Source organism: Breznakia pachnodae (assembly GCF_030814225.1).
Classification (GTDB): domain Bacteria; phylum Bacillota_I; class Bacilli_A; order Erysipelotrichales; family Erysipelotrichaceae; genus Breznakia; species Breznakia pachnodae.
In genome coordinates this window covers 24,631-50,032 of record NZ_JAUSUR010000006.1, presented here as the reverse complement: position 1 = coordinate 50,032, position 25,402 = coordinate 24,631, and the positions used below count along the sequence as shown (strand labels likewise).

General features: G+C 34.7%; 20 protein-coding genes and 1 riboswitch. Of the genes, 18 read left to right on the top strand and 2 right to left on the bottom strand.

The annotated features are described in order from the left end of the window. Nucleotides 1-82: 82 nt before the first annotated feature. Together J2S15_RS14855 and J2S15_RS14850 are read left to right on the top strand one after the other, a co-directional pair. Nucleotides 83-661 (top strand): histidine phosphatase family protein, encoded by a 579-nt coding sequence (locus J2S15_RS14855; protein WP_307409708.1) that lies wholly within the window; start codon nucleotides 83-85, stop codon nucleotides 659-661. 2 nt (nucleotides 662-663) lie between these two features. After that, complete coding sequence (locus J2S15_RS14850; RefSeq protein WP_307409706.1) at nucleotides 664-1,044, top strand: MerR family transcriptional regulator; 381 nt, start codon at nucleotides 664-666, stop codon at nucleotides 1,042-1,044. Between the two features lie 32 nt (nucleotides 1,045-1,076). Here the strand turns inward: J2S15_RS14850 and J2S15_RS14845 are convergent, their stop codons facing one another. After that, a complete protein-coding gene (locus tag J2S15_RS14845) occupies nucleotides 1,077-1,775 on the bottom strand; it encodes a pirin family protein (RefSeq protein ID WP_307409704.1) in 699 nt (232 codons plus the stop codon). 111 nt (nucleotides 1,776-1,886) lie between these two features. Beyond that, nucleotides 1,887-2,061: riboswitch (cobalamin riboswitch) on the top strand. Between the two features lie 38 nt (nucleotides 2,062-2,099). Here J2S15_RS14845 and J2S15_RS14840 point away from each other — a divergent pair. The 15 genes from J2S15_RS14840 (at nucleotide 2,100) to J2S15_RS14770 (ending at nucleotide 20,386) form a co-directional block, all read left to right on the top strand. Continuing rightward, on the top strand, nucleotides 2,100-2,531 hold the full coding sequence (locus tag J2S15_RS14840; RefSeq protein ID WP_307409702.1) for a hypothetical protein: 432 nt from the start codon (nucleotides 2,100-2,102) through the stop codon (nucleotides 2,529-2,531). Between the two features lie 25 nt (nucleotides 2,532-2,556). Continuing rightward, on the top strand, nucleotides 2,557-3,033 hold the full coding sequence (locus tag J2S15_RS14835; protein WP_307409700.1) for a hypothetical protein: 477 nt from the start codon (nucleotides 2,557-2,559) through the stop codon (nucleotides 3,031-3,033). Between the two features lie 363 nt (nucleotides 3,034-3,396). Further along, on the top strand, nucleotides 3,397-6,336 hold the full coding sequence (locus J2S15_RS14830; RefSeq protein WP_307409698.1) for a glycoside hydrolase family 3 N-terminal domain-containing protein: 2,940 nt from the start codon (nucleotides 3,397-3,399) through the stop codon (nucleotides 6,334-6,336). Nucleotides 6,337-6,458: 122 nt separating this feature from the next. Continuing rightward, nucleotides 6,459-7,070 carry a TetR/AcrR family transcriptional regulator gene (locus J2S15_RS14825; protein ID WP_307409697.1) on the top strand — a complete coding sequence of 204 codons (612 nt, stop codon included), beginning with the start codon at nucleotides 6,459-6,461 and terminating at the stop codon, nucleotides 7,068-7,070. Between the two features lie 55 nt (nucleotides 7,071-7,125). Continuing rightward, nucleotides 7,126-8,880, top strand: a complete 1,755-nt coding sequence (locus J2S15_RS14820; RefSeq protein WP_307409695.1) for an ABC transporter ATP-binding protein — start codon at nucleotides 7,126-7,128, stop codon at nucleotides 8,878-8,880. Then, a complete protein-coding gene (locus J2S15_RS14815) occupies nucleotides 8,873-10,603 on the top strand; it encodes an ABC transporter ATP-binding protein (RefSeq protein WP_307409693.1) in 1,731 nt (576 codons plus the stop codon). Before J2S15_RS14820 ends, J2S15_RS14815 begins: the two co-directional genes overlap by 8 nt. A 174-nt stretch (nucleotides 10,604-10,777) precedes the next feature. Continuing rightward, nucleotides 10,778-12,742 carry an NEAT domain-containing protein gene (locus J2S15_RS14810; protein WP_307409691.1) on the top strand — a complete coding sequence of 655 codons (1,965 nt, stop codon included), beginning with the start codon at nucleotides 10,778-10,780 and terminating at the stop codon, nucleotides 12,740-12,742. Then, nucleotides 12,714-13,607: a heme-binding Shp domain-containing protein gene (locus tag J2S15_RS14805; RefSeq protein WP_307409689.1), complete on the top strand. Its 894-nt coding sequence runs from the start codon at nucleotides 12,714-12,716 to the stop codon at nucleotides 13,605-13,607. The genes J2S15_RS14810 and J2S15_RS14805 overlap by 29 nt, the downstream gene beginning before the upstream one ends. Beyond that, nucleotides 13,604-14,458: a heme ABC transporter substrate-binding protein IsdE gene (gene isdE / locus J2S15_RS14800; RefSeq protein WP_307409687.1), complete on the top strand. Its 855-nt coding sequence runs from the start codon at nucleotides 13,604-13,606 to the stop codon at nucleotides 14,456-14,458. The genes J2S15_RS14805 and isdE overlap by 4 nt, the downstream gene beginning before the upstream one ends. Continuing rightward, nucleotides 14,445-15,440, top strand: a complete 996-nt coding sequence (locus J2S15_RS14795; RefSeq protein WP_307409685.1) for a FecCD family ABC transporter permease — start codon at nucleotides 14,445-14,447, stop codon at nucleotides 15,438-15,440. Before isdE ends, J2S15_RS14795 begins: the two co-directional genes overlap by 14 nt. Then, entirely contained in the window at nucleotides 15,430-16,209 is a 780-nt protein-coding gene (locus J2S15_RS14790) for an ABC transporter ATP-binding protein (protein ID WP_307409683.1), read from the top strand. Before J2S15_RS14795 ends, J2S15_RS14790 begins: the two co-directional genes overlap by 11 nt. Before the next feature lie 90 nt (nucleotides 16,210-16,299). Further along, on the top strand, nucleotides 16,300-16,689 hold the full coding sequence (locus J2S15_RS14785) for a YbaN family protein (protein ID WP_307409681.1): 390 nt from the start codon (nucleotides 16,300-16,302) through the stop codon (nucleotides 16,687-16,689). Continuing rightward, the gene (locus J2S15_RS14780; RefSeq protein WP_307409679.1) at nucleotides 16,679-18,418 is read left to right on the top strand and encodes an ABC transporter ATP-binding protein/permease; all 1,740 of its coding nucleotides are present in this window, start codon (nucleotides 16,679-16,681) and stop codon (nucleotides 18,416-18,418) included. Before J2S15_RS14785 ends, J2S15_RS14780 begins: the two co-directional genes overlap by 11 nt. Further along, nucleotides 18,411-20,066 carry an amino acid ABC transporter ATP-binding/permease protein gene (locus J2S15_RS14775; RefSeq protein ID WP_307409677.1) on the top strand — a complete coding sequence of 552 codons (1,656 nt, stop codon included), beginning with the start codon at nucleotides 18,411-18,413 and terminating at the stop codon, nucleotides 20,064-20,066. The genes J2S15_RS14780 and J2S15_RS14775 overlap by 8 nt, the downstream gene beginning before the upstream one ends. Then, nucleotides 20,063-20,386, top strand: a complete 324-nt coding sequence (locus J2S15_RS14770) for a nitrous oxide-stimulated promoter family protein (protein WP_307409676.1) — start codon at nucleotides 20,063-20,065, stop codon at nucleotides 20,384-20,386. Before J2S15_RS14775 ends, J2S15_RS14770 begins: the two co-directional genes overlap by 4 nt. Here the strand turns inward: J2S15_RS14770 and J2S15_RS14765 are convergent. After that, nucleotides 20,383-21,369: a tyrosine-type recombinase/integrase gene (locus J2S15_RS14765; RefSeq protein ID WP_307409674.1), complete on the bottom strand. Its 987-nt coding sequence runs from the start codon at nucleotides 21,367-21,369 to the stop codon at nucleotides 20,383-20,385. The genes J2S15_RS14770 and J2S15_RS14765 overlap by 4 nt on opposite strands. 469 nt (nucleotides 21,370-21,838) lie before the next feature. On the opposite strand from J2S15_RS14765, the gene J2S15_RS14760 reads away from it, so the two are divergent. Next, entirely contained in the window at nucleotides 21,839-25,402 is a 3,564-nt protein-coding gene (locus J2S15_RS14760; protein WP_307409671.1) for a dockerin type I repeat-containing protein, read from the top strand.

The following is a 25,402-nucleotide window of genomic DNA, read 5'->3' as shown; positions in this document are numbered from 1 at the left end:
TACTTGGAAACAAGTATTTTTCTTATTGACTTGGAGTGTACTCCAAGTGTTATAGTGTGAATGTAGAAGAAATGAGGATGAAATGAAAAAGACATTATATATGATGAGACATGGACAAACATTGTTTAATGTCAGAAGAAAAGTACAAGGTTGGTGTGATTCACCATTAACTGATCTTGGTATCAGACAGGCACAAGTTGCTGGAAAGTATTTTAGAGAACAAGGAATACAATTCACAGATGCTTATTCTTCAACTTCAGAAAGAGCTTGTGATACGTTAGAGTTAATTACAAGTATTCCTTATAAAAGAAATAAAGGTTTAAAGGAATGGAACTTTGGAACATTTGAAGCAGAGAGTGAAGATCTAAATCCACCACTTCCATATAAGGATTTCTTTGTACAGTATGGTGGAGAAGATGAACTGGAATTAAGAGAAAGAGTAGCTGATACTGTAGCTGATATTATGAAACATGCTATAGGTAATAATATTCTTGTAGTATCACATGGAGCATCCTGTCGCCAGTTTATGCGAGCATGGGAACATACCAGTGATATTGAACAAAAACAGCGACTAAGGAACTGCTGTATTTTGAAATTTGAATATGAACATGATACATTTAAGTTAGTAGAAGTAATCAATCATAATTTTGAGGAGGAATAAATATGCTAACAATTACAGAAGTAAGTCAAAAATATGAAATAACTCAAGATACCCTTCGTTATTATGAGCGAATTGGTTTGATTCCACCTGTGAACCGTAATAAGAGTGGAATTCGACGTTATACGGATGATGATTGTGAGTGGGTACATTTTATTAAATGTATGCGCTCTGCAGGATTGTCAATTGAGTCATTAATTGAGTATGTAACATTGTATCAGCAGGGAATTGACACGGTAGCAGAGCGAAAAAAACTATTGATTGAGGAACGCAGAAAATTAGTTGATAAAATTGAAGAAATGAATGAAGTACTAGGCCGGTTAGATTTTAAGATTAATGGTTATGAAGAGCGAATGGAAAAGAAACAAGGAAAGAAAAAAGCATGATGACTCGAATGAGCATCATGCTTTCTTTATGTTTATTCTTTTGCCATTTCAATTATTAAGAAGTGAGATGTTGATTCAGCTTTTATATGTAAATCTTCTTCTACACTTTCTAATGCATCTCTGGTTTCTAAAGACTGATCATTGATAAGTGAATTACCTTCAATTTGGATCAGGTATGCCTGACGACCATTAGCAACCGTAAAGTCAATATCTTTACCTGCTTCTAGTTCTAATGCATATACATGAACATCTTGGTGAATCGTAATTGGTGCGTCGTCATCTTCATTTGACGCAATCTCCATCCACTTATTCTTACGAGCTTCCCACTCAAAACGGAAATCACCATAATTTGGTGTATAGCCTTCCTTATCTGGGAAAATCCATATTTGCAGGAATCTTAAGTTTTCATCACCCAAGTTATATTCACTGTGATAAACACCCGTACCTGCACTCATGTATTGTACTTCACCACGTTTTAAAGTATGCTTGTTTCCCATACTATCCTGGTGAGTCAATTCTCCATCTACTACATAAGAAATAATTTCCATGTTTTGATGAGGGTGAAGATCAAATCCTCGATTTGGTTGTACAATGTCATCGTTTAATACTCTTAATACTCCAAAATTAATATTTTTTGTGTTGTAATACTCTGCAAATGAGAAATGAAAATGACTGTCTAACCATCCATGTTGTCCTCTTCCCATATTCTTATGATCAATTTTTCTAATCATATAAAGTCCTCCTTCCATATCCTAATTTGATTGTAACACCATTTGTCTAATAATCTAGCGATATGCAACTGGAGGGCAAATATAAAACTGTTCAATTAATGTAATGATGATGCTATAATACTGTAAGATGGTGCATGATAAAACATGAGAATAGGGAATAAGGTAAGCCTTAACTGTCCTAGCAGCTGTGGGTGTGACAAGATATCAAACCACTGTACTAAATGTATGGGAAGGGATATTGCGGATGAACACGAGTCAGAAGACCTGCCATCAGAAAAAGTTTGATTTGTCCCCTAGGGATGGGATGAGGAAAGAGAGAGGTTAATGAATAAGAATAAGAAGATTGTAGTTGCGCTGATTGCACTAGTAGTTGTAATCGGTGGTATCTTTGCCTATCGAATGATGGGACAGGATAAAGGGGATAAGGATATTCAAATCGTTATCAAAGCAGATGATAAAACATTGTATGATGAAACAGTGGATACTGATGCAGGAACCCTAGGTGATTTATTAATAGAAATGGAGAAAGACGGAGACATCAAGCTGGAGTATGAGACTTCTGGATATGGAATGTTCATTACTGGAATGGGTAGTGATAAATTATACTCAAATGATGATAGTACTTCAAAATACTGGATTTACAGTTCAGACAATAATAAGCAATGTGTAGACGCTGGTTTTTGTGATGCTGCAGATGCTTTGAAAATCAAAGATGGAGATGCATTTGTATTTGAATTAGCTGAAGCAACTTATTAATATGCTTACGTTGAGAAACTGGATTATGTATACAATGTGTGCTGCTATTCTTGTGGTATCAAAGGAATTTCTTGCTTTTTTACCAAATATAGAACTGGTTAGTTTCTTACTTATTGTATATGCACTAAACTTTCGCTTAGAAGGAGTTATTAGTATTGCAGTTCTATTTTCAGGAGTACAGATGGTATTGTATGGAGTAGGAATGTGGACACCAATGTATTTTATTGTGTGGTCACTTCTAGGTATTACAGTATATTATTTCAGAAACTTTCTGACAAACGAAAACCGTTGTGCTATCTTTAGTGGTGGTTTTGGTCTTGTATTTGGTTTCTTATTTTCTATCCCATATTTTATTGTTTCTCTGCGTATGGGATGGATTTATTTCCTTAAAGGAATTCCTTTTGATTTGATTCATTGTATTGCTAATTACATCATTATGTTGGTGTTATTTAATAAGGTAAATCAGTTATTAGGTGATCTTTCTAAGAAATATAATTTATAAATATCTTTTTTTGAAACCGCTTGCAGAAATATATGTGGTATGTTAACATGTGTGAGTAAGGTGGATAGTGATTGGAAACAAGCTAAACCTATTTACGAATTCTTTTTGTAATTCGCTAAATAGGTTTTTTATATTTTTATGTTGGTTACAACATCGTTTGATGTTTATAAATAAAGGGAGGGATGATTATCGAAAAAAGACACGTATAGTATTTTTGGATGGTGACATTAAGTTGGCCAAACCTCAGCTTTCAGGGATTGTAGTTTATGCATTATTAGGAGGGGCAAAACTAAGTGTAGAGTAAAAGAGGAAAATTCTACATAGATTACAAGTAAAAAAGGAAAATGAAAGTAGAGGAAAAAAATGAAAAGAAATTATGTAAAGGTTTTTAAAGGTATGCTTGCGTCTGCAGCGGCAGTATCTGTAGTAGGTGTTTCAACACCCTTAGTAGCAGCTGAAATAACTGAATATACAATCGAAACGAAAAATATGTATACAGTTGTAGAGGGAGCGGAAACTACAGTAAAAGTAGATTACATTACAAATCCAAATGGAGGGCCAGTGCTTGCACTTCTTCACAATACTGATGGACCTGCAGATAGTAATAAGTGGATAATAGAAGTTACAGATAGTGATGGGTATACTTATGCATTTAAGGACATGGATAAAGATGGAAATCTTGATACCTATGAAGACTGGCGATTAGACGTTGATACTAGAGCGACTGCTTTAGCTAATGAATTAGCTAGTACGGATGAAGGAATTAAACAAATTGCTGGATTGATGTTATTTAGCTCTCATGAAGGGAATTCTGGTGGAACTGGTTTAACAAGTGATCAAGAAGGTTATCTGGATGCGTCTTATGTAAGAAATATTACAGATTCATCTGGGAATAATGTAACCGAAGCAGTAGGATGGAAGAATGCAATGCAGGCGTATGTTGAAGATAGTGAATTTAATGTACCTGTAAACTTTGCATCTGACCCTAGATCTACAGCAGGTTCTGGTGATATGTATTCAAGTGCTTCTACTGGAGATCAAATCTCTGGTTGGCCATCAAACTTAGGTATGGCGGCTACATTTAGTACAACACACATGTATAATTTTGCGAAAGCAACAAGTTCTGAGTATCGTGCATTAAGTATTGCAACTGCTTTAGGGCCACAAATTGATTTAGCAACTGACCCAAGATGGCTACGTAATGGTGGTACATTTGGTGAAGATACACAATTATCAAGTGATATGGCTCAAGCGTATGTAGATGGTTCACAATCAACATATGCTGCTGATGGTAGCGATTCTGGTTGGGGAAGTAGTTCAATCAGTACAATGATTAAGCATTTCCCTGGAGATGGAGCAGGAGAAGGTGGACGTGAGTCACACATGGATTCTGGTAAATATGCTGTTTATCCTGGTGACAACTTTGATGAACATTTAAAACCATTTCAATCAGCTCTTGATTTAACTGGTGGAACAGATGAAGCAGCAGCGATTATGACATCATACTCAATCGGAATTGGATCAGATGGTAACTCAATTATGGGTGAAATGGTAGGTTCTGCGTATAACTATTCAAAAATGTCAATTATTAGAGATACATATGGATATGATGGCGTTGTATGTACGGATTGGGGAGTAACAAGTTCTCCAAGTGGTTTCATGGGTATGGCATGGGGAGCAGAAGGATTAACTTCAGCTCAACGTCATTATGAAATTCTAATGGCTGGTACAGATATGTTTGGTGGAAACAATGATGCGAAACCAATTGTGAATCTGGAAACACCAGAAGTAGATAGTGCTTATGAAATGATGGTTGAAAATAAAGGTGAAGATTGGGCAAGAGAGAGATTCGCTACAAGTGGAAGACGTTTGATTACATTAACAATGCAACTTGGATTATTTGAAAATCCTTATGTTGATTTAGATGAATCAAAAGCAATCGCTGGTAGTGAAGAAAAAATGGCTGATGGATACAGCGCACAATTAGATTCAGTTGTAATGGTAAAAAATGCTGATAACACAATTCAGGATGCTGCTTCAAATGAAAAACAACCAAGTGAAATGACAGTATATATTCCATATACGTATACTGAAGCAACAACTTCATTATTTGGTGGAAGTGATGCAACTTGGGGACCAACAATGGACCTTGACACTGCTAGAGCTACCTATGGAACAGTGATTACAGATACAAAGAGTACGGATGCAAATGGAAAAGAAATCTATGTTACTCCGGATTTAACTGGTGTGGATAAAGTAATTGTTGGAATGAGAAGTCCGGACAATGGATCAAACTTCTCAAGAGCAGGACAAATCATTAATGAAGATGGTACAAAATCTTATTACCCATTATCATTACAATATGGTCCATATACTGCAGATGGTGAAAATGTTAGAACAACATCAATTGCAGGGGACAAAAATGCTGATGGAACACAAGAAAACAGATCATACTATGGTGCTACTTCAAATATTTCAAATGCATATGACTTAACAGCTCTACAAAATGCTGTAGCAGCAGTTGAAGCAACAGGAAAAGATATTCCTGTAGTTGTAGCAATTAACGTTAGTACAAACGTAATTGTTGAAGAGTTTGAAGAAGATGTAGATGCAATCTTAGTTTACTATTCAGTAAGTGAAAAGGCAGTTTATGAAGTAATCAATGGTAGTCATGAACCAAATGGTTTATTACCAATGCAAATGCCTGCAAACATGGATACTGTAGAAGCAAACTATGAAGATGTTGCACATGATTTAGAATGCTATAAAGACAGTGAAGGGAATACTTATGACTTTGCATTTGGGCTTAACTGGTCTGGAATCATTGATGATGAAAGAGTAGATACATACAATCCAAATCGTCCAACTACAGAAATTAAAACACTTACAATTACAGCAGATAATTTTAAATTAACAAACGCAGAAGCAAAAGATGCAACTGACAAGTTATTAATTGAAAAAGCAAACGTAAGTGCAGCTTGGACAACTACTTCATTAGCAAAAGCAGCACAGTCTGATGACATCACAATTAGTGTAGATGCAGCAAACTTAGCAGCGCTAAAAGATGCAGGGGAAACAGGTGGAGATTACACAATTACATTTACAGCAACATCAAAAGATGAAACAGCTACAGTAAGTGTTACTGGTAGTGTTGAAAAAGCAGTTACTTCAGCACCAGCAACAGCAGGATCAGGAGTGAATTCAGGTGACACTACAGATGTTAGTGGACTTGCAATTCTATCAATTCTTGCATTAATTGTCGTTTCTGGAGGACTTGTCCTTAAGAAAAGAAGAATGCTATAAATCTTTATATTACAAACCTATACGCAATATGTCGTATAGGTTTTTTTCACGGTTGCTATTGACTTTCCTATAAAAATATTGCATTATAACAGTGTTATATAACACTGTTATAAGGAGGTTGTATGACTGATAAAACAACTTATACACGTATTTTAGAATCGGGAAAACAGGAGTTTTTAAAGAAAGGTTTTCGTGATGCTTCTCTGCGTACAATTGTTAAAAATGCAGGTGTTACCACAGGTGCATTCTATGGATATTTTAAAGGGAAAAGAGAACTCTTTGAAGCATTAGTAGATGAGCCAGTAATGTATCTGAAAGATCGTTATGAGGAGCACCAGAAAACGTTTGATGAAAGTAATCCAAATGAAAAAACTTCAGCGATGGAAGATTATACTACAGACCATATGATGTGGTATATTAAATACATTTATGAACATTTCGATGCATTTAAACTTATTATTAATGATTGTGAGGGTTCTGGTTATGAGGACTACATTGATCAGTTAATGGAAATTGAGTATAAATATACGATGCGTTTCTTTGAATCAATGAAAGATGTAGGTAAACCAGTACAAGAAGCAGATACGAAACTTATGAACAGTATGAACTATGCATTCTTCCATGCACTGTTTGAGATTGTCAGACGGGATATGACACAGGAAGAAGCAGAAGTATACACACGAGATTTAAGCCGGTTTTTCTACGCAGGATGGAAAGAAATTATGGGACTATAAGTCCCATTAAAAATACGAAACAAGTTAGCTTTATCTAACAAATTAAGGAGGCAATATGGATAGAGAAAAGGAAACTTCATCATTTTCAAGATTGATGGAATTTACAAAGGGATTTCAAGGAAGATATGTATTATCAGTTATCATTGCAATTATTGGTGTTGCATGTGGACTGATTCCATACTTCATGGTTTCCAAGATGTTAGTTGCATTATTGGATGGAAATAAAGAAGTATCATTTTATGTAACACAGTGTTTAATTGCTGGAGTAGGATATCTAGGGAAATCATTATTTCATAATGTATCAACCTATATTTCGCACAAGGCAACATTCGCTGTTATATCAGTAATTCGTTACCAGGTAGTAAAGAAACTTTCAAATGTTCCTCTTGGGTATATATTAGATACACCATCAGGAAAATTTAAAGATACAACGGTTGAAAAGATTGACAGTATTGAACCAACACTGGCTCACGTCGTACCAGAGATGACATCTAACTTCTTGGTACCAATTGCAATTGTTATATACTTGTTTGTGATTGACTGGCGTATGGCATTAGTATCACTAATTACCTTACCCGTAGGATTCATCTGTTATATGGGAATGATGAATGGATATGGTGAAAAATACGCAGGTATGATTGAAAAAGAAAAAGAGATGAGTGCAGTAACGGTTGAGTATATCAATGGGATTGAAGTAATCAAAGCGTTTAATCAGTCAGCAACTTCTTATAAACGATTCACAACTGTGGTTCGCGCGTATTCAAATTATTCAATTAACTGGATGCGAAGTGTTCAAATTTATTTCGCAATGGGAATGGCAATCTGGCCAGCAGTATTAGTTGGAGTACTTCCAGTAGGTGCTTACTTCTACATGACTGGCTCATTAACATCAGCTTCATTTATTATGATTATGATCTTATCGCTTGGTATTATGGGACCATTATTAGCAGCAATGGGATACACTGATGATTTAGCAAAAATAGGAGCTATTGTCAAAGACATCTGTGAAGTAATTGATCAACCTGAACTAATTCGTCCAGAAAAGGAAACGACAATTTCAGATTATGATATTTCATTAAAAGATGTACATTTCAGTTATGGTGATAGTGAGGTATTGCATGGTATCAACTTAGAAATTCCTAAGAATACAGTTACTGCTTTTGTTGGGCCAAGTGGTGGAGGGAAATCAACCATTGCTAAGCTGATTGCATCCTTATGGGATGTGTCATCAGGTTCTATATCAATTGGTGATAAAGATATCAAAGATATTTCGTTAAAACAATTTTCCCATGTAATGACCTATGTATCACAAGATAACTATTTATTTGATGATACGATTATGAATAATATTCGTATGGGAAATCCTGATGCAAGTGATGAGGAAGTTGTTCAAATTGCCAAAGATTCAGGATGTCATGAATTTATTATGTCGTTAGAACAAGGTTATCAAACCATAGTTGGTGGAGCAGGAGGACATTTGTCAGGTGGAGAACGTCAGCGAATTACGATTGCCAGAGCAATGCTAAGAAATACACCGATTGTTATTTTGGATGAAGCAACAGCATATACAGATCCAGAAAATGAAGCAGTAATTCAAAGAGCAGTGGCTAAATTGGTTGATGGAAAAACATTAATCGTAATTGCTCATCGTTTATCAACAATTACCGATTCAGATAAGATTGTGGTAGTCGATAATGGAAACATTCATGCACAGGGAACTCATGATGAATTACTGAAGAGTGATGAATTATATAAATCAATGTGGTTATCACACATTCAAAGTAAGGATAAGGAGGTTTCAAATGTTTAGTACTATTAAAAAATTCTTTGCATTTGCAGGAAAACAAAAACAACGTTTACAAAGAGCCTTGCTTGTTAATGTAATTAGTTCGTTCTTCCAAGCCTTACAATTAGTTGCCTTATCAATCGTATTACAAGCGGTTGTGCGTAATGAAGTTACGATGACAACGGTATGGACTTCTTTAGGAATTATGTTGGTAAGTATAGTAGGAGTTATCATCTTTGGTCATAACTCAAGAATGAATGACATTGAAGCAAGTTTTGACATGTGTTCAGACAAACGTATTGAAATTGGAGAACGTATGAAGTATATGCCAATGGGTTACTTCAATGCCAACAGTTTAGGTTCCATTACAGCAACCTTAACCAACACGATGGAAGATCTGCAGAATATTGCACCAAGGGTTATGGAAAATACAATGCATGGGTTTATTCATGGTGGAATTATTACAATTATGATTTTATTTGTGGACTGGCGTATGAGTGTTATCATAGTATTAGGAGTATTATTATTCTTATGTGTGAATAGGATGATGCAGAAGAAATCATCAAAAGCTTCACCAATTCGGGTAGAAGCACAACGCAGTTTAGTTGGTGCAATTCTAGAATATGTTCAAGGAATGGGGGTTGTTAGAGCATTCGACTTAGTCAATGATGCAAACAAAACAATTGATCGGGCAATTGAACATTGTGAGAATCAAAATGTAAGCATGGAATTCGCTTTTATTCCTTTTATGTTTGTTCAGTCTACTGTATTAAAATTTGTAAGTGTAGTTATCATCATTTCATCTTTATTATTTTACTTGAATGGAAGTATGACATTAGAAAATTGTATGTTAATGATGGTAGCATCATTCTTAGTATTTTCTAAAATTGAGCAGGCGGGAAGTATGTCTGCATTACTTCGTTCAATTGATATCGGAATGGATAAGATTGAAGAAATCAACCAAAGTCCAACAATCGATATTGATGGTAAAGATATTACGCCTACATCATTTACTATTGAAGGAAAAGATGTACAGTTTGCATATGGCAATAAAGTAATTATTCAAAAAGAAAGCTTTATTATTCCAGAGAAAACAACAACAGCAATTGTTGGACCATCAGGAAGTGGAAAAACGACACTATGTAATCTGATTGCTCGTTTCTGGGATGTGAATGAAGGATCAATTACAATTGGTGGACATGATGTGAAAAAATACACCTTAGATAGTTTATTAGCTAATATCAGTATGGTGTTCCAAAATGTATATCTGTTTAATGATTCAATAATTAACAATATTCGTTTTGGTAAACCAGATGCAACTAAAGAAGAAGTGATTGAAGCAGCTAAAAAAGCTTGCTGTCATGACTTTATTGAAGCGTTACCTGAAGGATACGATACAATCATTGGAGAGGGTGGAGCTACTGTATCTGGTGGAGAAAAACAAAGAATCTCAATTGCACGTGCAATTTTAAAAGATGCACCAATTATTATTTTGGATGAAGCAACAGCAAATGTTGATCCGGAAAATGAAAGTAGATTACAAATGGCAATTGAAGAATTAACGAAAAATAAAACAATCATTATGATTGCTCATAGATTGAAAACAGTACAGAATGCAAACCAGATTTTAGTACTGGATGAAGGTCATATTGTGCAGCGAGGAACTCATGATGAATTGATGAAGAATAAAGGAATATATTCAGATTTCATCAAGGTTAGAGAACAAGCAATTGGTTGGAAACTATAATACATAAATAGAATTAAGAGGAGAAATAATAAAAGTTTTCCTCTTTTTATATCTTCTTTATAAGTGATTATAACAAAAGTTAACTTTAACAAACTTATGGTTGAATTGTGTGAAATGATATGTTAATCTTTAAATGTTAGTCTAAACTAACAAATATTTATTCAAGGAGGAAACATGAGAATGAATAAAATGAGAAGATTATTCTATGTGTTGATAGCATTCGCTATGATGGCTACATTAGTACCATCCACAGAAGTATCTGCTGATGATACCGGTACAATCGCTGAAGGGGAATACGATGTAACTGTAGGGTTATATAATGCGACAGCCCCTGAAAATTTATCAATGTCAGCTGATGTATTGAAATCGGATGCAAAATTGAAAGTTGAAAACGGAGAGTGGTATTTATATCTTACTTTTCAGGAAACGGTAATTATGTCTTATCCAGCTGTTACAGATAAAGTTTCTTATTTTGAAAATAAGGATGCTTCATCAGATGTAGCTAATGCAAAGGATACAGAGGTTATTTCAACATTTATTCCTAGTTTTACATCAGAAGCTAAACCAGAAGTTGTTAAATTTAAAGTTCCTGAAAAGAACCAAACAGATATCTATGTATCTTTAGAAACTTCAGGAAGAACATCTACTGCAATTGTACGAGTTAATTACGGAGATTTGATTGAAACAAACAAATCAACTTTAACTTCATTGGTTACTACTGCTAATGGTTATGATAAAGCTAATTATACATCTGCAAGTTATGCTGCATTACAAACTGCAATTACAAATGCAAATACTGTACTTGCAAATGCAGATGCAACGCAAGCAGAAGTAAATGAACAAACAACATTGCTTCAAGAAGCGATTAGCGGGTTAGTTGGTATCACTTCTACTGAAGGTGCAACGTTAGTAAAAAGACAAGAAGTAGATGTTGTTCAATTAAGCTCATCAAGTGTAGCTTCAACGGAAGAAGATGCATGGGTTGAATATACAGGAGTAGTTGAAACATATTCAAACGGTGTAACACTTATGACATTGCAAACGAAAACTGCAGGTAAATCAGGTTTAACTGCATATTTGAAATCATTTAAAATTATGAATGCTGATGGTGTATATCTTGAAGCATTATATGGAGACTTAGATGAAGAAGGATTCCCGACTTCAGTAACGTTCCCAATTGAAATCAAAGAAGGAACAGTAGTAGAAGAATTATTAATGGCTTACATGCCAGTTCCAACACCTTCATATTTCTTAACAATGTTCCCAGATGGACATGAAGTTGGACAAAAACTTCAAATCGAATGGGATAGCGCAGTTACTGTGTTAGACTTTACAGAATTAAATGCATTAATTGGTTCTGCTAAAGCATATGATTCAAGCGAATACACAGAAGAAAGTTTTGCTACATTAATGGCTGCTATTACAGCTGCAGAAACAGTTTCAGCAAATGCAAACTCTACACAAGCAGAGATTGATGCACAAGTTGTTGCTTTACAAGAAGCAATTGATGGATTAGTTGTTGTTGAAGCTGATGTATTAAAAGATGGTGTATACGAAGTGCCAGTTGCTTTATGGCATGCTACTGCAGATCAAGCTTCAATGGCCGCTTCAGCAGTATTACCAACTGCAAGAATCGTTGTAGAAGATGGTGAAGCTACAATGTACATGTATACACAGGAAATGCAATTTGGAACAATCATTGCATCATTGCAGGAGTTGAAAATTGTTAGTTTAGCAAGAAGTTATACAAATGCAGTTGTGGAAACAAAAGATGCTGATGGAAATCCAACAAGCTTCTCATTTGTACTTCCTCACATGAATGAATATCTTGATGTGTTAGTAAATCCACAAGTTGCACTTATGGGGAACCAAGATATTGCAGCAAGACTAAAAATTGATTACACTGCAATGGAAAAAGTTTCTGATGATACAGACTTAAGTGTTGCTCCTGGAGCTACAGATGATTCTGGTAACACAGGAAACACAGGAACTACAAGTAATACAAAAACACCAGCAGCAACAAATCAATCTGCATCAGTTGCAGCAGGTGATACTACAAATTCTGCATTACTATTAGCAATGCTAGTAATGGCAGGAATGGCAGGTATGTATGTTACTGCTAGAGCAAAAAAACAATAAGTTTCTTAAGACTTGTTTAAAAATATCTCTTTTGGGTGTGATGCTAATCAGTGTATTAGCATTGCACTCAAAACCTTTATATGCAGTAGAGGATGGAGCGTATTTAGTATCACGAACAACAGCATATGTGAATCCTGAAACAGGACAAACTGCTGATGGTGGTTCTAATATCAGTTTAGGAGAAAGTATGTGTGCAAGTATTGTAGATACATATGCTTTAGTAGAACAAGTCAATGGGAAAACATATGTGACAATTGGGATTGGACAGATGTCAAACATTTCAAGTGTTAGTATGAATATCCAAACTTCTGCAGGTGGTGGATATCAATATGCACCAGCAACAGTTACAGGAACAAGTACTATGGATGGTGATACAGTTAATCATTATCGTATTGAAGTTGTATCTGTAGATTTATATATCAGTCCTATTTTATATGTTGATGCAATGGGAAGAGAAGTCCAGTTTTTTATAAAGCTAAATACAGGATCGATGACACCAGGAACCGGTGTTTTTAATGCGTTAATGGTATCTCAGTCAACAGCCAGTGATCAAACACAACAGCAACAGGTTACACAAGATACTAGTGGTAATGCTTCAACTGCTGAAAATCAAACTGCTGAAAATACAACAGCTGATGCAGAAACGGAAGTAAAAGATGAAGAAAAAGAACTTGAAGATATTTCGATTCGTTCATTTGATGAATTATATGAAAAGGCTGAAGGTTTGACGATTTATGAAAATCAAAAGAAAGAAAAGACAAGCAACGGTAGTAGTATGCCATGGGGAATTATTCTTGGTGGTGTCGTGTGTCTGGCTGGTTTGGGTTATTTTGTTTATATAAAGAAGTTTAGAGGTGCAAAATGAAAAAGTTGTTAATAGTGGCAGCCTTGCTTTTCACCACAGGATGCGTCAGTCAAGAAGAACAAAGTGAAGAAAGAATAGTTACTACTTCAGTAGCGATAGCAGAGATCTTAGATGAGTTAGGAGTGGATACTGTTGTTGGGGTTCCAACATCAGAAACATATACACTACCAGAGCGATATGATGGAGTGGATGAAGTGGGAATGCCTATGAATCCAGATATGGAAATTATATCAACTTTAAATCCGACATTGATTTTATCACCAAATAGTTTAGAAGGTGATTTAAAAGAACGTTACAGTAATTCAAAAATTGATGCAGCATTCATGAACCTGAAAAGTGTTACTGGAATGTATAAATCAATTGAAGAATTGGGAGCACTGATTGGAAAAGAAGAGGAAGCTCAAGTATTGGTAGATGACTTCAAAACTTATATGGAGGACTATCAGGAAAAGAATGGAGATAGGGAAGGGCCACGTGTTCTGATCCTTATGGGATTGCCTGGTTCCTATGTTGTCGCAACTGAAAATAGTTATGTAGGTAGTTTGGTAGAATTAGCAGGTGGAAAGAATGTTTATACAGGGGAAAGTGAAGAAGATTTTATAAATGTAAATGTTGAAGATATGTTGGAAAAGAGCCCGGATATTATTTTAAGAACATCTCATGCACAACCAGAAGATGTTCAGGTAATGTTTGAAGAAGAATTTTCTACAAATGAAATTTGGCAGCATTTTGATGCAGTAACCAATAACAAAGTATATGACTTAGATAATGAATACTTTGGAATGAGTGCAAATTTCAATTATCAGAAAGCATTAGAAGTATTGGATGAATTATTCTATGGCAGCAAGTAAGCGATTAATTAAAAACAAGAAATTATTAACGATACTACTTGTAGTTGCCCTGATTGCTTTATTCTTTATTGCAATCAATTCAGGTTCAATTAAAGTCACACCAATAGAATTATTTAAAGGATTGTTTGTGGAGTATGACCGCAATGTTGCATCAATTGTAGATTTACGGTTTCCAAGAGTCTTTATTGCGATGTTTGCGGGTGCATCTCTAGCTGTTGCCGGGGTAATTCTTCAGGCAGTATTACGAAATCCTTTGGCGGATCCATCAATTATTGGAATCTCGAGTGGAGCATCACTGGCTACAGTGATTGTTGCGTCCTTATTTCCAGGTATGTATTTTCAGATTCCTATCTTTGCCTTTATTGGAGGTCTGATTACTAGTGTAATTTTATATCTTCTGTCATGGAAATCAGGAATGAAACCATTACGAGTGATTCTGACAGGGATTGCTGTTAATGCGGTTTGCACTGCATTAATTGAGTTGTTTTCTGGAAGTGGACAATCAGGTGTAGCTAGTATTGTGGAAGCAAACATTACACTGAAAACGTGGAATGATGTAAATATGATTGTGTTCTATAGTTGTATTGGATTCGTATTGTCACTATTTAGTGTAAAGGCATGTGATCTAATGGCATTAGAAGATAAAACAATTCAATCACTTGGGGTACAGGTGAATAAAATAAGAATCTTCTTAATGTTTATCTCTGTACTACTGGCAAGTATCTCCACTGCGATTGTAGGGGTTATTTCATTTCTGGGATTAATTGCACCACATATTGCTCGCTTATGTGTAGGATCAAACCATAAACATCTGATTCCATTTAGCATGTTACTTGGAGCGTTTCTACTTTTGTTGGCTGATACAGTTGGAAGATTAATTATGCCTCCGTATGAGATATCTGCAGCGATACTGATGTCATTAGTTGGTGGACCATTGTTTATAATTTTATTGAAAAAGAGTGATGATGTGTATGGAAAATAAAGATATAATACAAATAAAGAATATTCGCTTTAAATATGATAAAGAATATGTTCTTGATGATTTAACAATCACAATCAAAGAGAAGAAGATTACTACTTTTCTAGGAGCGAATGGATGTGGAAAAACAACTTTACTATATTTGCTTAATAAGCACATGACACCGAATGAAGGTGAGATGTATCTAAATGGGCAAGGGTATAGTGAATATGGTCGCAAGGAATTTGCGAAAAAGATTGCAATTGTACACCAGCAAAATACTGCACCGGACGATATTAGTGTAGAAGATCTTGTTGGATATGGACGGATTCCACATCGTGGATTACAATCCAATAATTCTAAAGAAGATTTAGAAAAAATTGAATGGGCATTGCAGGTCAGTGATTTATTATCGTTAAAGAAACGAAGATTCTCTGAATTATCTGGAGGACAAAAACAACGAGTATGGATTGCAATGGCGTTAGCTCAAGATACCGAAATTATTTTATTTGATGAGCCAACAACCTATCTGGATATTCATTATCAGATTGAGGTGTTGAAGTTAATCAAAGAATTAAATAAAACATATCAAAAGACAATTATTATGATTTTGCATGATATTAATCAGGCAGTACATTATAGTGATGAAATTGTCTTATTCGAAAAAGATTCCAATAAGATTCATCAGGGAACACCAGAAAGTGTAATCAATGATGTGAATTTAGAATCTGCATTTCAAAAGAAACTTGCTTTGTTTGAACACGAAGGAAGAAAAGTAGTATTAACAGTATAAGAATGAATTTTATTTTTATATTATTGACACAAAAGTTAGTGAATGTTAACATTTATATGTTAGTTTAATCTAACTAAAAGAGAGGTAGTTATGAAAGTAGTTTACTTTGTATTAGGAATGATTATGACAGCTATCGGGTGTATTGGAATTGTATTACCAATCTTACCAACAACACCATTTTTATTGGTAGCTTTATATTGCTTTACTCGTAGTTCGGATAGAGCACGTGATTGGTTTATGGGAACAAGTATCTATAAGAATCATATTCATGATTTTGTTCAAACCAGATCAATGACTTTGAAGACAAAAGTGACATTACTGGCATTTGCCAGTACGATGTTAATGATTGCCTTTTTCATGATGAATAACATCTATGGAAGAGCAACTATCATTGTTTTGATGATCATTAAATATTATTATTTTATATTTAGAATCAAGACAATTAAAGCAGGAGAAGAGGGAACGGTTTATGATAAATAAACGGTTGCTTCAAAGTGCAGCTGACAGCAAGAAATATATATATTATCAAGTACTGTGCCAATGGATTAGTTTGTTGGCACAGATTGTCTTGATAGGGGTTATTGCCAATATATTTAATGACTTGTATGCAGATGTATTAAAAGAAGATACAATTATAATTTCGTTTGCAATTGTAGCAGGATGTTTAGTTATTCGTTTTGTTATGGATAAGTTAATGACGAGAATGTCTTATCTGGCATCAAAGGATATTAAGTTGAATCTTAGAAAACAAATATTTGAAAAGTTATTTTTACTAAATAGAACGAATCAGAAAGAACTAAAGAATGCTGAATTGGTTCAGTTAACCGTAGAAGGTGTTGATCAGTTAGAAACGTACTTTGGACGCTATATGCCACAGTTCTTCTATAGTTTATTAGCGCCACTTACACTGTTTATAGTATTATCTACAATTAGTTTTAAGGCAGCAATTGTATTGTTTATCTGTGTACCTATTATTCCAATGTCAATTGTGATGGTACAGAAGTTTGCGAAGAAGTTATTAAGTAAGTACTGGGGAATGTATGCAAATCTTGGTGATCGCTTCTTAGATAATATTCGTGGATTAACTACGCTAAAAATATATGAGAGCGATAAAGAACAACAAGAGAAAATGAATGAAGAAGCAGAGAACTTTAGAAAAGTAACAATGAAGGTATTGGTAATGCAGTTAAACTCAATCAGTATTATGGACTTAGTTGCCTTTGGTGGAGCTGCTGTAGGGATTGTGTTCTCGCTAATTGCATTCAATAATAATGAGATTACAATTGGTGAAACATTTATGATGATTATGTTATCAGCTGAATTTTTTATTCCATTACGTTTGTTAGGTTCGTTCTTTCATATTGCAATGAATGGAAATGCAGCGAGCAAGAAAATATTTAGTTTCTTAGATGCACCAATTTCTGATAAGCGAACAAATAATGTAGATGATAAAATCAAAACAGTTGAAGTGAAAGAACTTGTGTATTCTTATGATGATAAGAAAGATGTATTGAAAGGAATTAATGTTGAGTTTAAAGATAATGGATTATATGCTTTTGTAGGTGAATCCGGATGTGGTAAATCTACATTATCAACATTATTAACTGGCGGGTATGATGAGTATAAAGGAAATATCTTATTAAATGGTAAAGAAGTGAATACGATTGATTTCACAAGTCTGCATGAACAAATTACCAAAATAGAAGACTATAATTATTTATTTAAAGGAACGGTGTATTCTGCACTTTTAGATGGAAATCCAAAAGCGAGCGAAGATGAAATGTGGCAGGCACTGGATATTGTAAATCTGTCGGAGTATTTGAAAACGCAGGATGGATTGCATACAAAGTTGATGGAAAAAGGAAGCAACCTGTCAGGAGGTCAGGCACAACGTCTGGCGTTGGCTCGTGCACTTCTTCATGATTCTTCAGTGTATATATTTGATGAAGCTACTTCAAATATTGATGTAGAGAGTGAACTTGATATTGTGAATGTAATTCACAAACTTGCAAAAGAGAAAATTGTTATCTTTATTTCTCATCGTCTGGCAAATGTTCATGATGCAGATATTATTTATGTAATGAAAGATGGAGCGATTGTTGAACAGGGAACCCATCAGCAACTGTATAGCCAATCTGGATTGTATAAGGAAATGAATGATGTACAGATGTCATTTGAAGCTTATACAGGAGGTGAAACTCATGCGTAGAAGAAGTGGAATTAAGATTGTAATGGGTCTGATTGGTTTAGTAAAATCAATGATATTCGTTATGTTTGCTGCGGTAATCTTAGGGGTACTGGGATTCTTAGCATCAATTTCGATTAGTGTACTTGGTGCACAAGCAGTTGTAGATATTTTATCTTCTAATACTGAACGATTAACGTTATTGTTTGCGATTTTAATAGTTTGTGGTGTAGTGCGAGGATTCTTACGTTATGGAGAACAGGCATCCAATCACTATATTGCATTTAAGTTATTGGCAATTATTCGTGATCGTGTATTTCGTAAGTTGCGTGAATTAGCACCAGCAAAATTAGAAACAAAAGAAAAAGGAAACTTAGTTTCAATGATTACAAGTGATGTAGAGTTGTTAGAGGTGTTCTATGCTCATACGATATCACCAGTATTAATTGCAATTATTGTTTCAATTATTATGATTATCTATATTACAAGTTTTCATCCATTATTAGGTGGATTAGCAGCAATTGCATACATTGTAGTTGGAGTGATTCTACCTGTCTATACTTCGAAAGTAGGAAAAGATGATGGACTTGAACAACGTGAGCAATTTGGTTCTTTGAATAGTTATGTTTTGGAATGTGTAAATGGTATGAAAGAAATTATGCAGTTCCAACGCAGTAATGAAAGAATTGAAGAACTGATTGATAAAAGTACGGAATATAATAAAGTAAGTAAGAAACTAAAGAAAGCAGAAGGAACATCAAAAGCATTAACGGATTTTGTGATTATGTTCTTTACGCTTTCAATGTTTGCTTTATCTGCTTGGTTATATACAAAAGGAGAACTAACATTTGGTGTTGTATTAATTGCAACTGTTGCAATGGCAAGTTCATTTGGACCAGTTACTGCATTATCTAACCTTGCAAATAACTTAGTTGTTACCTTCGCAAGTGGAGAGCGAGTGTTGAGTTTACTGGAAGAAGAACCACAAATTAAGGAAGTAAAAGATGGTGTCAATAAAGCATATGAAGGTGCTGCAGTTGATAATGTTACGTTTGCTTATGATGATGAAGCGGTATTAAAAGATGTTAGTCTTTCAATCTCAAAGAATAAAATCATTGGTATCAAAGGGAAGAGTGGAAGTGGTAAATCAACATTATTGAAATTGCTGATGCGCTTCTTTGATTCTCAACAAGGAACAGTGTCAATTAGTGGTAGTGATATTCGTGAATGGAGTACATCGGGAATTCGTAAGATTGAAAGTTATGTAACTCAGGAAACCTATTTGTTTAATGATACAATTCTTAATAATATTAAGGTAGCTAAACCAGAAGCAAGTGATGATGAAGTTATTGAAGCTTGTAAGAAAGCCAATATTCATGAGTTTATAACTACGTTAGAAGAAGGTTATGAGACGAATGTAGGAAATCTTGGTTCCAGATTGTCAGGTGGGCAGAAACAACGTATGGGAATTGCAAGAGCGTTTCTGCATGATACAGACTTATTATTGTTGGATGAACCAACAAGTAATCTGGATAGTCTGAATGAAGCAATTATTATGAAAGCAGTAAAAGAACATACGAAAGATAAAACGGTTCTGCTTGTCAGTCATCGCGCATCATCACTGAAGATTGCTGATGAAGTAATTGATGTGAAGGCAGTAAAGGCGTCATGAGTGTAGATTCAAAAACGAAGCAAGAAAAGAAAACAATTACGTTTATGGTTGAATTGTATTGTAAGAAAAATCATAAGCAGAAAGAAATGTGTAGTGATTGTAAACAATTACTTGATTATGCACTAATGCGAATTGATAAATGTCCATTTAAGGATACAAAAACTTTTTGTTCCTCTTGTAAGGTGCATTGTTATCAGAAAGAGAAACGTGAAGCGATTCGCAGTGTAATGAAGTTTTCAGGACCCAGAATGTTACTGCATCATCCGATACTGGCGGTTTCGCATGTAAAGGATACAATAAAAAATAAGAAGGAGCGCTAATTTGAAGCGCTCCTTTGTTGTATTTGAGATGGTGACAACTGTATATAATTCATCAGTTGTTCAATCTGTTTTGTCTTTTGGGTGTCTTGCGTATGAACATAAATGTTCAAAGTTGTCTGGATATTACTATGCCCTAATAAACTACTTAATGTTTTAATATCCATCCCTGATTCTAATGCTCTTGTCGCAAACGTATGCCGCAGTGAGTGAAAACCTACATTGTAGATATCTGCTTTCTGCGATACCTTTTTAAAATACTTTTGTATGGTTCTTACATCCAATGGTTTCTGCGCATTTTTAGAAAAGACATAAGGTGAATTTTGTTGTTTCTGCTTTATATCTTTTAAAAGCTTACAGTATTCATCAGTAACTGGTATCTTTCGATATGAAGTTGTATTCTTTGGTAGTACCTCGATTACTTTTGTGGAATGCTTGGTTTTTATTCTTTGAATTGTTGCCCTTACTTTAATTGTTTTGTTGATGAAATCGACATTTTCCCACTTTAATGCACATAACTCACCAATTCTCATGCCTGTAACTAAAGCCAATTCTACACATAAACTCTTTTCATTGTAACCCTGATGTAATACTTCGATTAAATGTTGCTGTTGTTCAAACGATAACGCAAGAACCTTTCTGCGATATAACCGCTTGGGAATCACTACATTGTCACATGGATTGCTCGGTATAATGTCAATACTCTTACAGAACTCCAGTGACTGTTTCATAATGTTAATAATTCCATAAATTGTCTGTGAACTTAATTCTCTGCCCTGTGTTAAAAGATGATTTACAAATTCCTGCAAATGAAAAACATTGATTTCCTTTATTTTATACCGATCAAAATAAGGAAATACATACTTCTCACATCGATACTGGTAAATTGAATACGTTGTTTCCTTCAGTTGAAGTTTCTTGTAGTTCTTTAACCAATATTCAGTAAACAATACATAATTTGTGTTTCTGTTAATCGATTCTTTCATTTTTAAGCCCCCTTCATTTAGAGTTATATTTTTATAACTCATTCATTCTATTATAGCTAACTGTGAAAAGGAGTTGCGTAATAATCAAAAAAAGTTCGTAAATTATTTACATTTACGAACTTATTTAATGATATATTTTTGCTTTTTCTTATGATTGAAAGAATAAATATCTTTACGAGTGTATTATACACACAAAAAAGGCAAAAAGCAATATGCCAAAACAACATTTTGTGCATATTTAATGGAGAATTGCAGTATTTTGAATAAAACAATTCATAAATGTAAATAATTTATGAACCTTACTATGCTACCTACATTTTATGCGTTGTAAGTATAGCATGGATTATCTTTCTTTTAAATTAATTTGATTGAATAAATGCTTTCCAAACACTTAATAGTGAAGCAATCCCTTTACTGACTATTAGGTGTGATTAGTACATAGAGGGAGTCATAATTTCAGGAGGGATTTATGAAAAAATTAAAACTAATTATGATTGTTTTATTAGGGATAACCTGTATTTTTACTGGGGACCTTACAGTGAAAGGAGAGGAGGAAAAAAGTACAGATTGGAACTATGAGACAATTGATGAACTGACGATTGATGAAATCGATATAGATCAGGGAAGAAAAGAGTTAGATCCAAATGAAGGTCTGGGCAGAATGTCCAGAGCAGGAGAAACTCCTGTCTATATTAATAATGAGACAGAGTTGATAACTCTTTTGAACACACAAGCAGTTGAAGAAGGAAATGAATATATCTTAACTAGAGATATGAATATTAATGCTTCTGATTTAGATAAAGCGATTTGTGTTCCTGCAGTTGGATATGGAACTAATCCGTATTATATTGGAAGTTTTCAATCAAGCTTTGATGGTGGAGGTTATACAATTAAAGTAAATGTAGATACCGCTGAACCATCAAGGTCATTATTTCCAAGACTGAATGGACAACATTATTTCAATGGTATTAATGATACTCGAGTTCCGATTACCTTTAAAGATTTGACAGTACATTATACTGGGGATGTTGAAGGAACTGGATTTGCGATTGATGCAGCTGGGGTATCAATGGATAACATTCATGTGCTAGTACAGGATGATAGTGGTAACTATCATGATATTGTACCGAATAAAGATCCACATGGATTAGGAGCATCGATTATTGGAGTTCGTGCTGCAGGATTTGTAGATACTGTAGGTGCGTTAGCAGGTACACAAACAACAGTTAATAATATTTCAGTTACAGCAGGGACGATTGGAACACCAAAAGATACTTTAGAATCAGATGCAGGAACGATATCTACAGTTGTTGGTTTTGCCCGCTCAATTCAAGGTGGAACGAGTGTAGAAAATGTTGAAATCAATGTAAAAAATATTTATGCTATTTCAAATAATCCTAATAATGTAACCAATGTTGTTTCGGGTTTTGCAGATTATATTATGGTTAAGCCAGGAAATGGATTGGATTACGTAAGAAACATTACAGTAAATGTTGAAGAAAATATTGAATCTTATGAATTGTCTCGCTCTAGTTATGGATTGGTATATGATGGAGTGTTTGGCTTTTTCTCACATGGATCATCAATTGAAAACGCAACATTGAATGTTGGTGGAGACGTAATTTCTCGTATTGGTGATGAAGGTGGTGCAGGATTAACTGTAGATGAAGGTGGAAATGTTCATCTGATTGGTGCTAATGACTGGTCAAGTTATGCTGGAGATATGACTACGCCTCAATATAAAGATATTAGTGTTAATGTTGGTGGAGATGTAATAGCGCAAGGTAGAGGTGGATCAACAGTAGTTCTTGGTGTGATAGCTCCAGTTATTAAAACATATTCTACAGATAATATATCAGTAAATATTAGTGGTGATGTTGTTTCGAAACGAAGTGGCTTACAGCTGGCAAGTGGTGCTGATACATCAACTTCGTCAATTTTCCTTAACTACAATATCAATAACACTTCAAATAATGATTCTTATTATATTGGTGGAGATGTGATCATTGAGAATGATCAAGATACCAATAAGGGAGCGGCATACTTCTATGGAAGTTACGTTATGGATGCAGTGAATACGACTACTGGAGATATCAGTTATCCAGCTACTATCAAGAATAGTAGTGTAGAAGTTGATGGAGATATAAGTGTAACAAGCGCAAATGGATCTGCGAAGTTCTATGGATTATATTATGGTAGATCGATGGTTACTGAAAACAATAGTCTTAAATTTCATGGTGATATTACAGTAACATCAGCTGCGGATGATGAAACATCTTCTGCAGAAGCATATGGATTTTCTTATATAGATGGTGGTAATGTGACGTATGGTTCAGGATTGTTAGCAAACATTAGTGAGCGAACAGTGAAAGATAATTTCGTATATATCGGTGGAGATATTAGTGTTAATGCAGAATACAAAGCAATGGTTGGAGGTTTCTTTGGTGGGTTAACTACTGTAGGAAAAGCAACTGGTAATATTGTACGTATTGATGGATTAATGAGTGCTCACGCTGAAGATACAGATAGTATACGAAATCCATCAGCTATACCAGCAGAACAGGTGACTGGAAGTAGTGTGGCTGGAGGGTTTGCGGTTGAAGTAGCTGGTGAAGCAAGTAACAATGCTGTGTATGTGAAAGATAGTGCAAAAGCAAGTGCAACTCTTGGTGATGCAGCAGCTGGAGCATTCACAGTGGAGATTGAAAGTGATGCAACTGTAAACGCAAATACAGTGCTAGGTCGTGCAGGGAAATACGATGCAGCTGATACATTAAGTTACTATGAAACATTTGCAAATACAGTTGATCCAACTGCAACAATTGAAGATAACTTTTATACTTCAATGTTAGGTGGTCAAAGAGTTACAAATGAACTGACGTATGATTCAGTAAATGAAGAATTTACAGCAGTTGCAGGAGTACAACCATTGACTGTTGTGAGTGATACAACAGATTACACAGGTAGTGCTATATACTTAGTAGACAATAATAATGGAGCGATTACGTTTGCAGGGAAAGATGCTGCTTCTACAGGGTTAAGCACAAATGATCTGACAACAGCTAGTTCAGTTCCTGCAGTAGCGTCTATTGTGAGTGTAAATGGTAAAGATGCTGTAATTGACTTACCAGGAATTGGTTATCCATATGCAAATAACACAATAAGTGGAAATCTATTTATAGATACAAATAGTAATGGTATTTATGATGGTAGTGATACTTATGTAGCAAATGAAACAATTGTTGGAAAAGACAATGGAACTCAACGTATGCGTGCAACAACTGATGTAAACGGTGACTATACTATGAATGTACCTCTGCTTAGTTGTTTCCATGATAATGAATATACATTCAGTTGGGATGCATTAGATACATCTCTATATGCATGGAGTAGTGATAGCGCGAATGATTATACCAGTGGAACAATTACTGCAACTATCAATTATTTAGATAGCGTTGTATACCAAGGTGTGGTTGAAAGTGCAGCAGCACTGGAATTGAAAATAGTAGATGACTTTGGTGCTGACGATGGAATTGTAGTAATTTATCGTACAGGTGCTACAAGTGAATCATCAATTTTGTATCCATTTGGATATAAGAATTATTACGATTTGAATATTGAATTAGATGGTACAACACTAACTTCAAGTGAACTGTCTAATGTTACATGGACTGTAGAAAGTGCTGGAGGGTTCTCAGATTCTTTCACTTATGCAACAATCGCAGACGGTTCAAATAAAGTGACTGCTAAAAAATCAGGAGTAGTAAAATTAACAGCTGCTTATAATACATCAACTGCATCTATTTATGTAGTAGTTCCAGGTGATGTTACAAGAGATGGAATTATAAATACAGTAGATGCAATGCGTATTCAAAAATATGCATCAAGTAAAACGCCAAATATGAATGATTTAGGAATCAATGATGAGTTTACAGAATTCTTAGCTGATATGAATGGCGATGGAAGAATTAACACTGCAGATAAAACAGTGATTCAAAAGATGATTTCTAAAGCAGTAAAACCAAGTAACTAA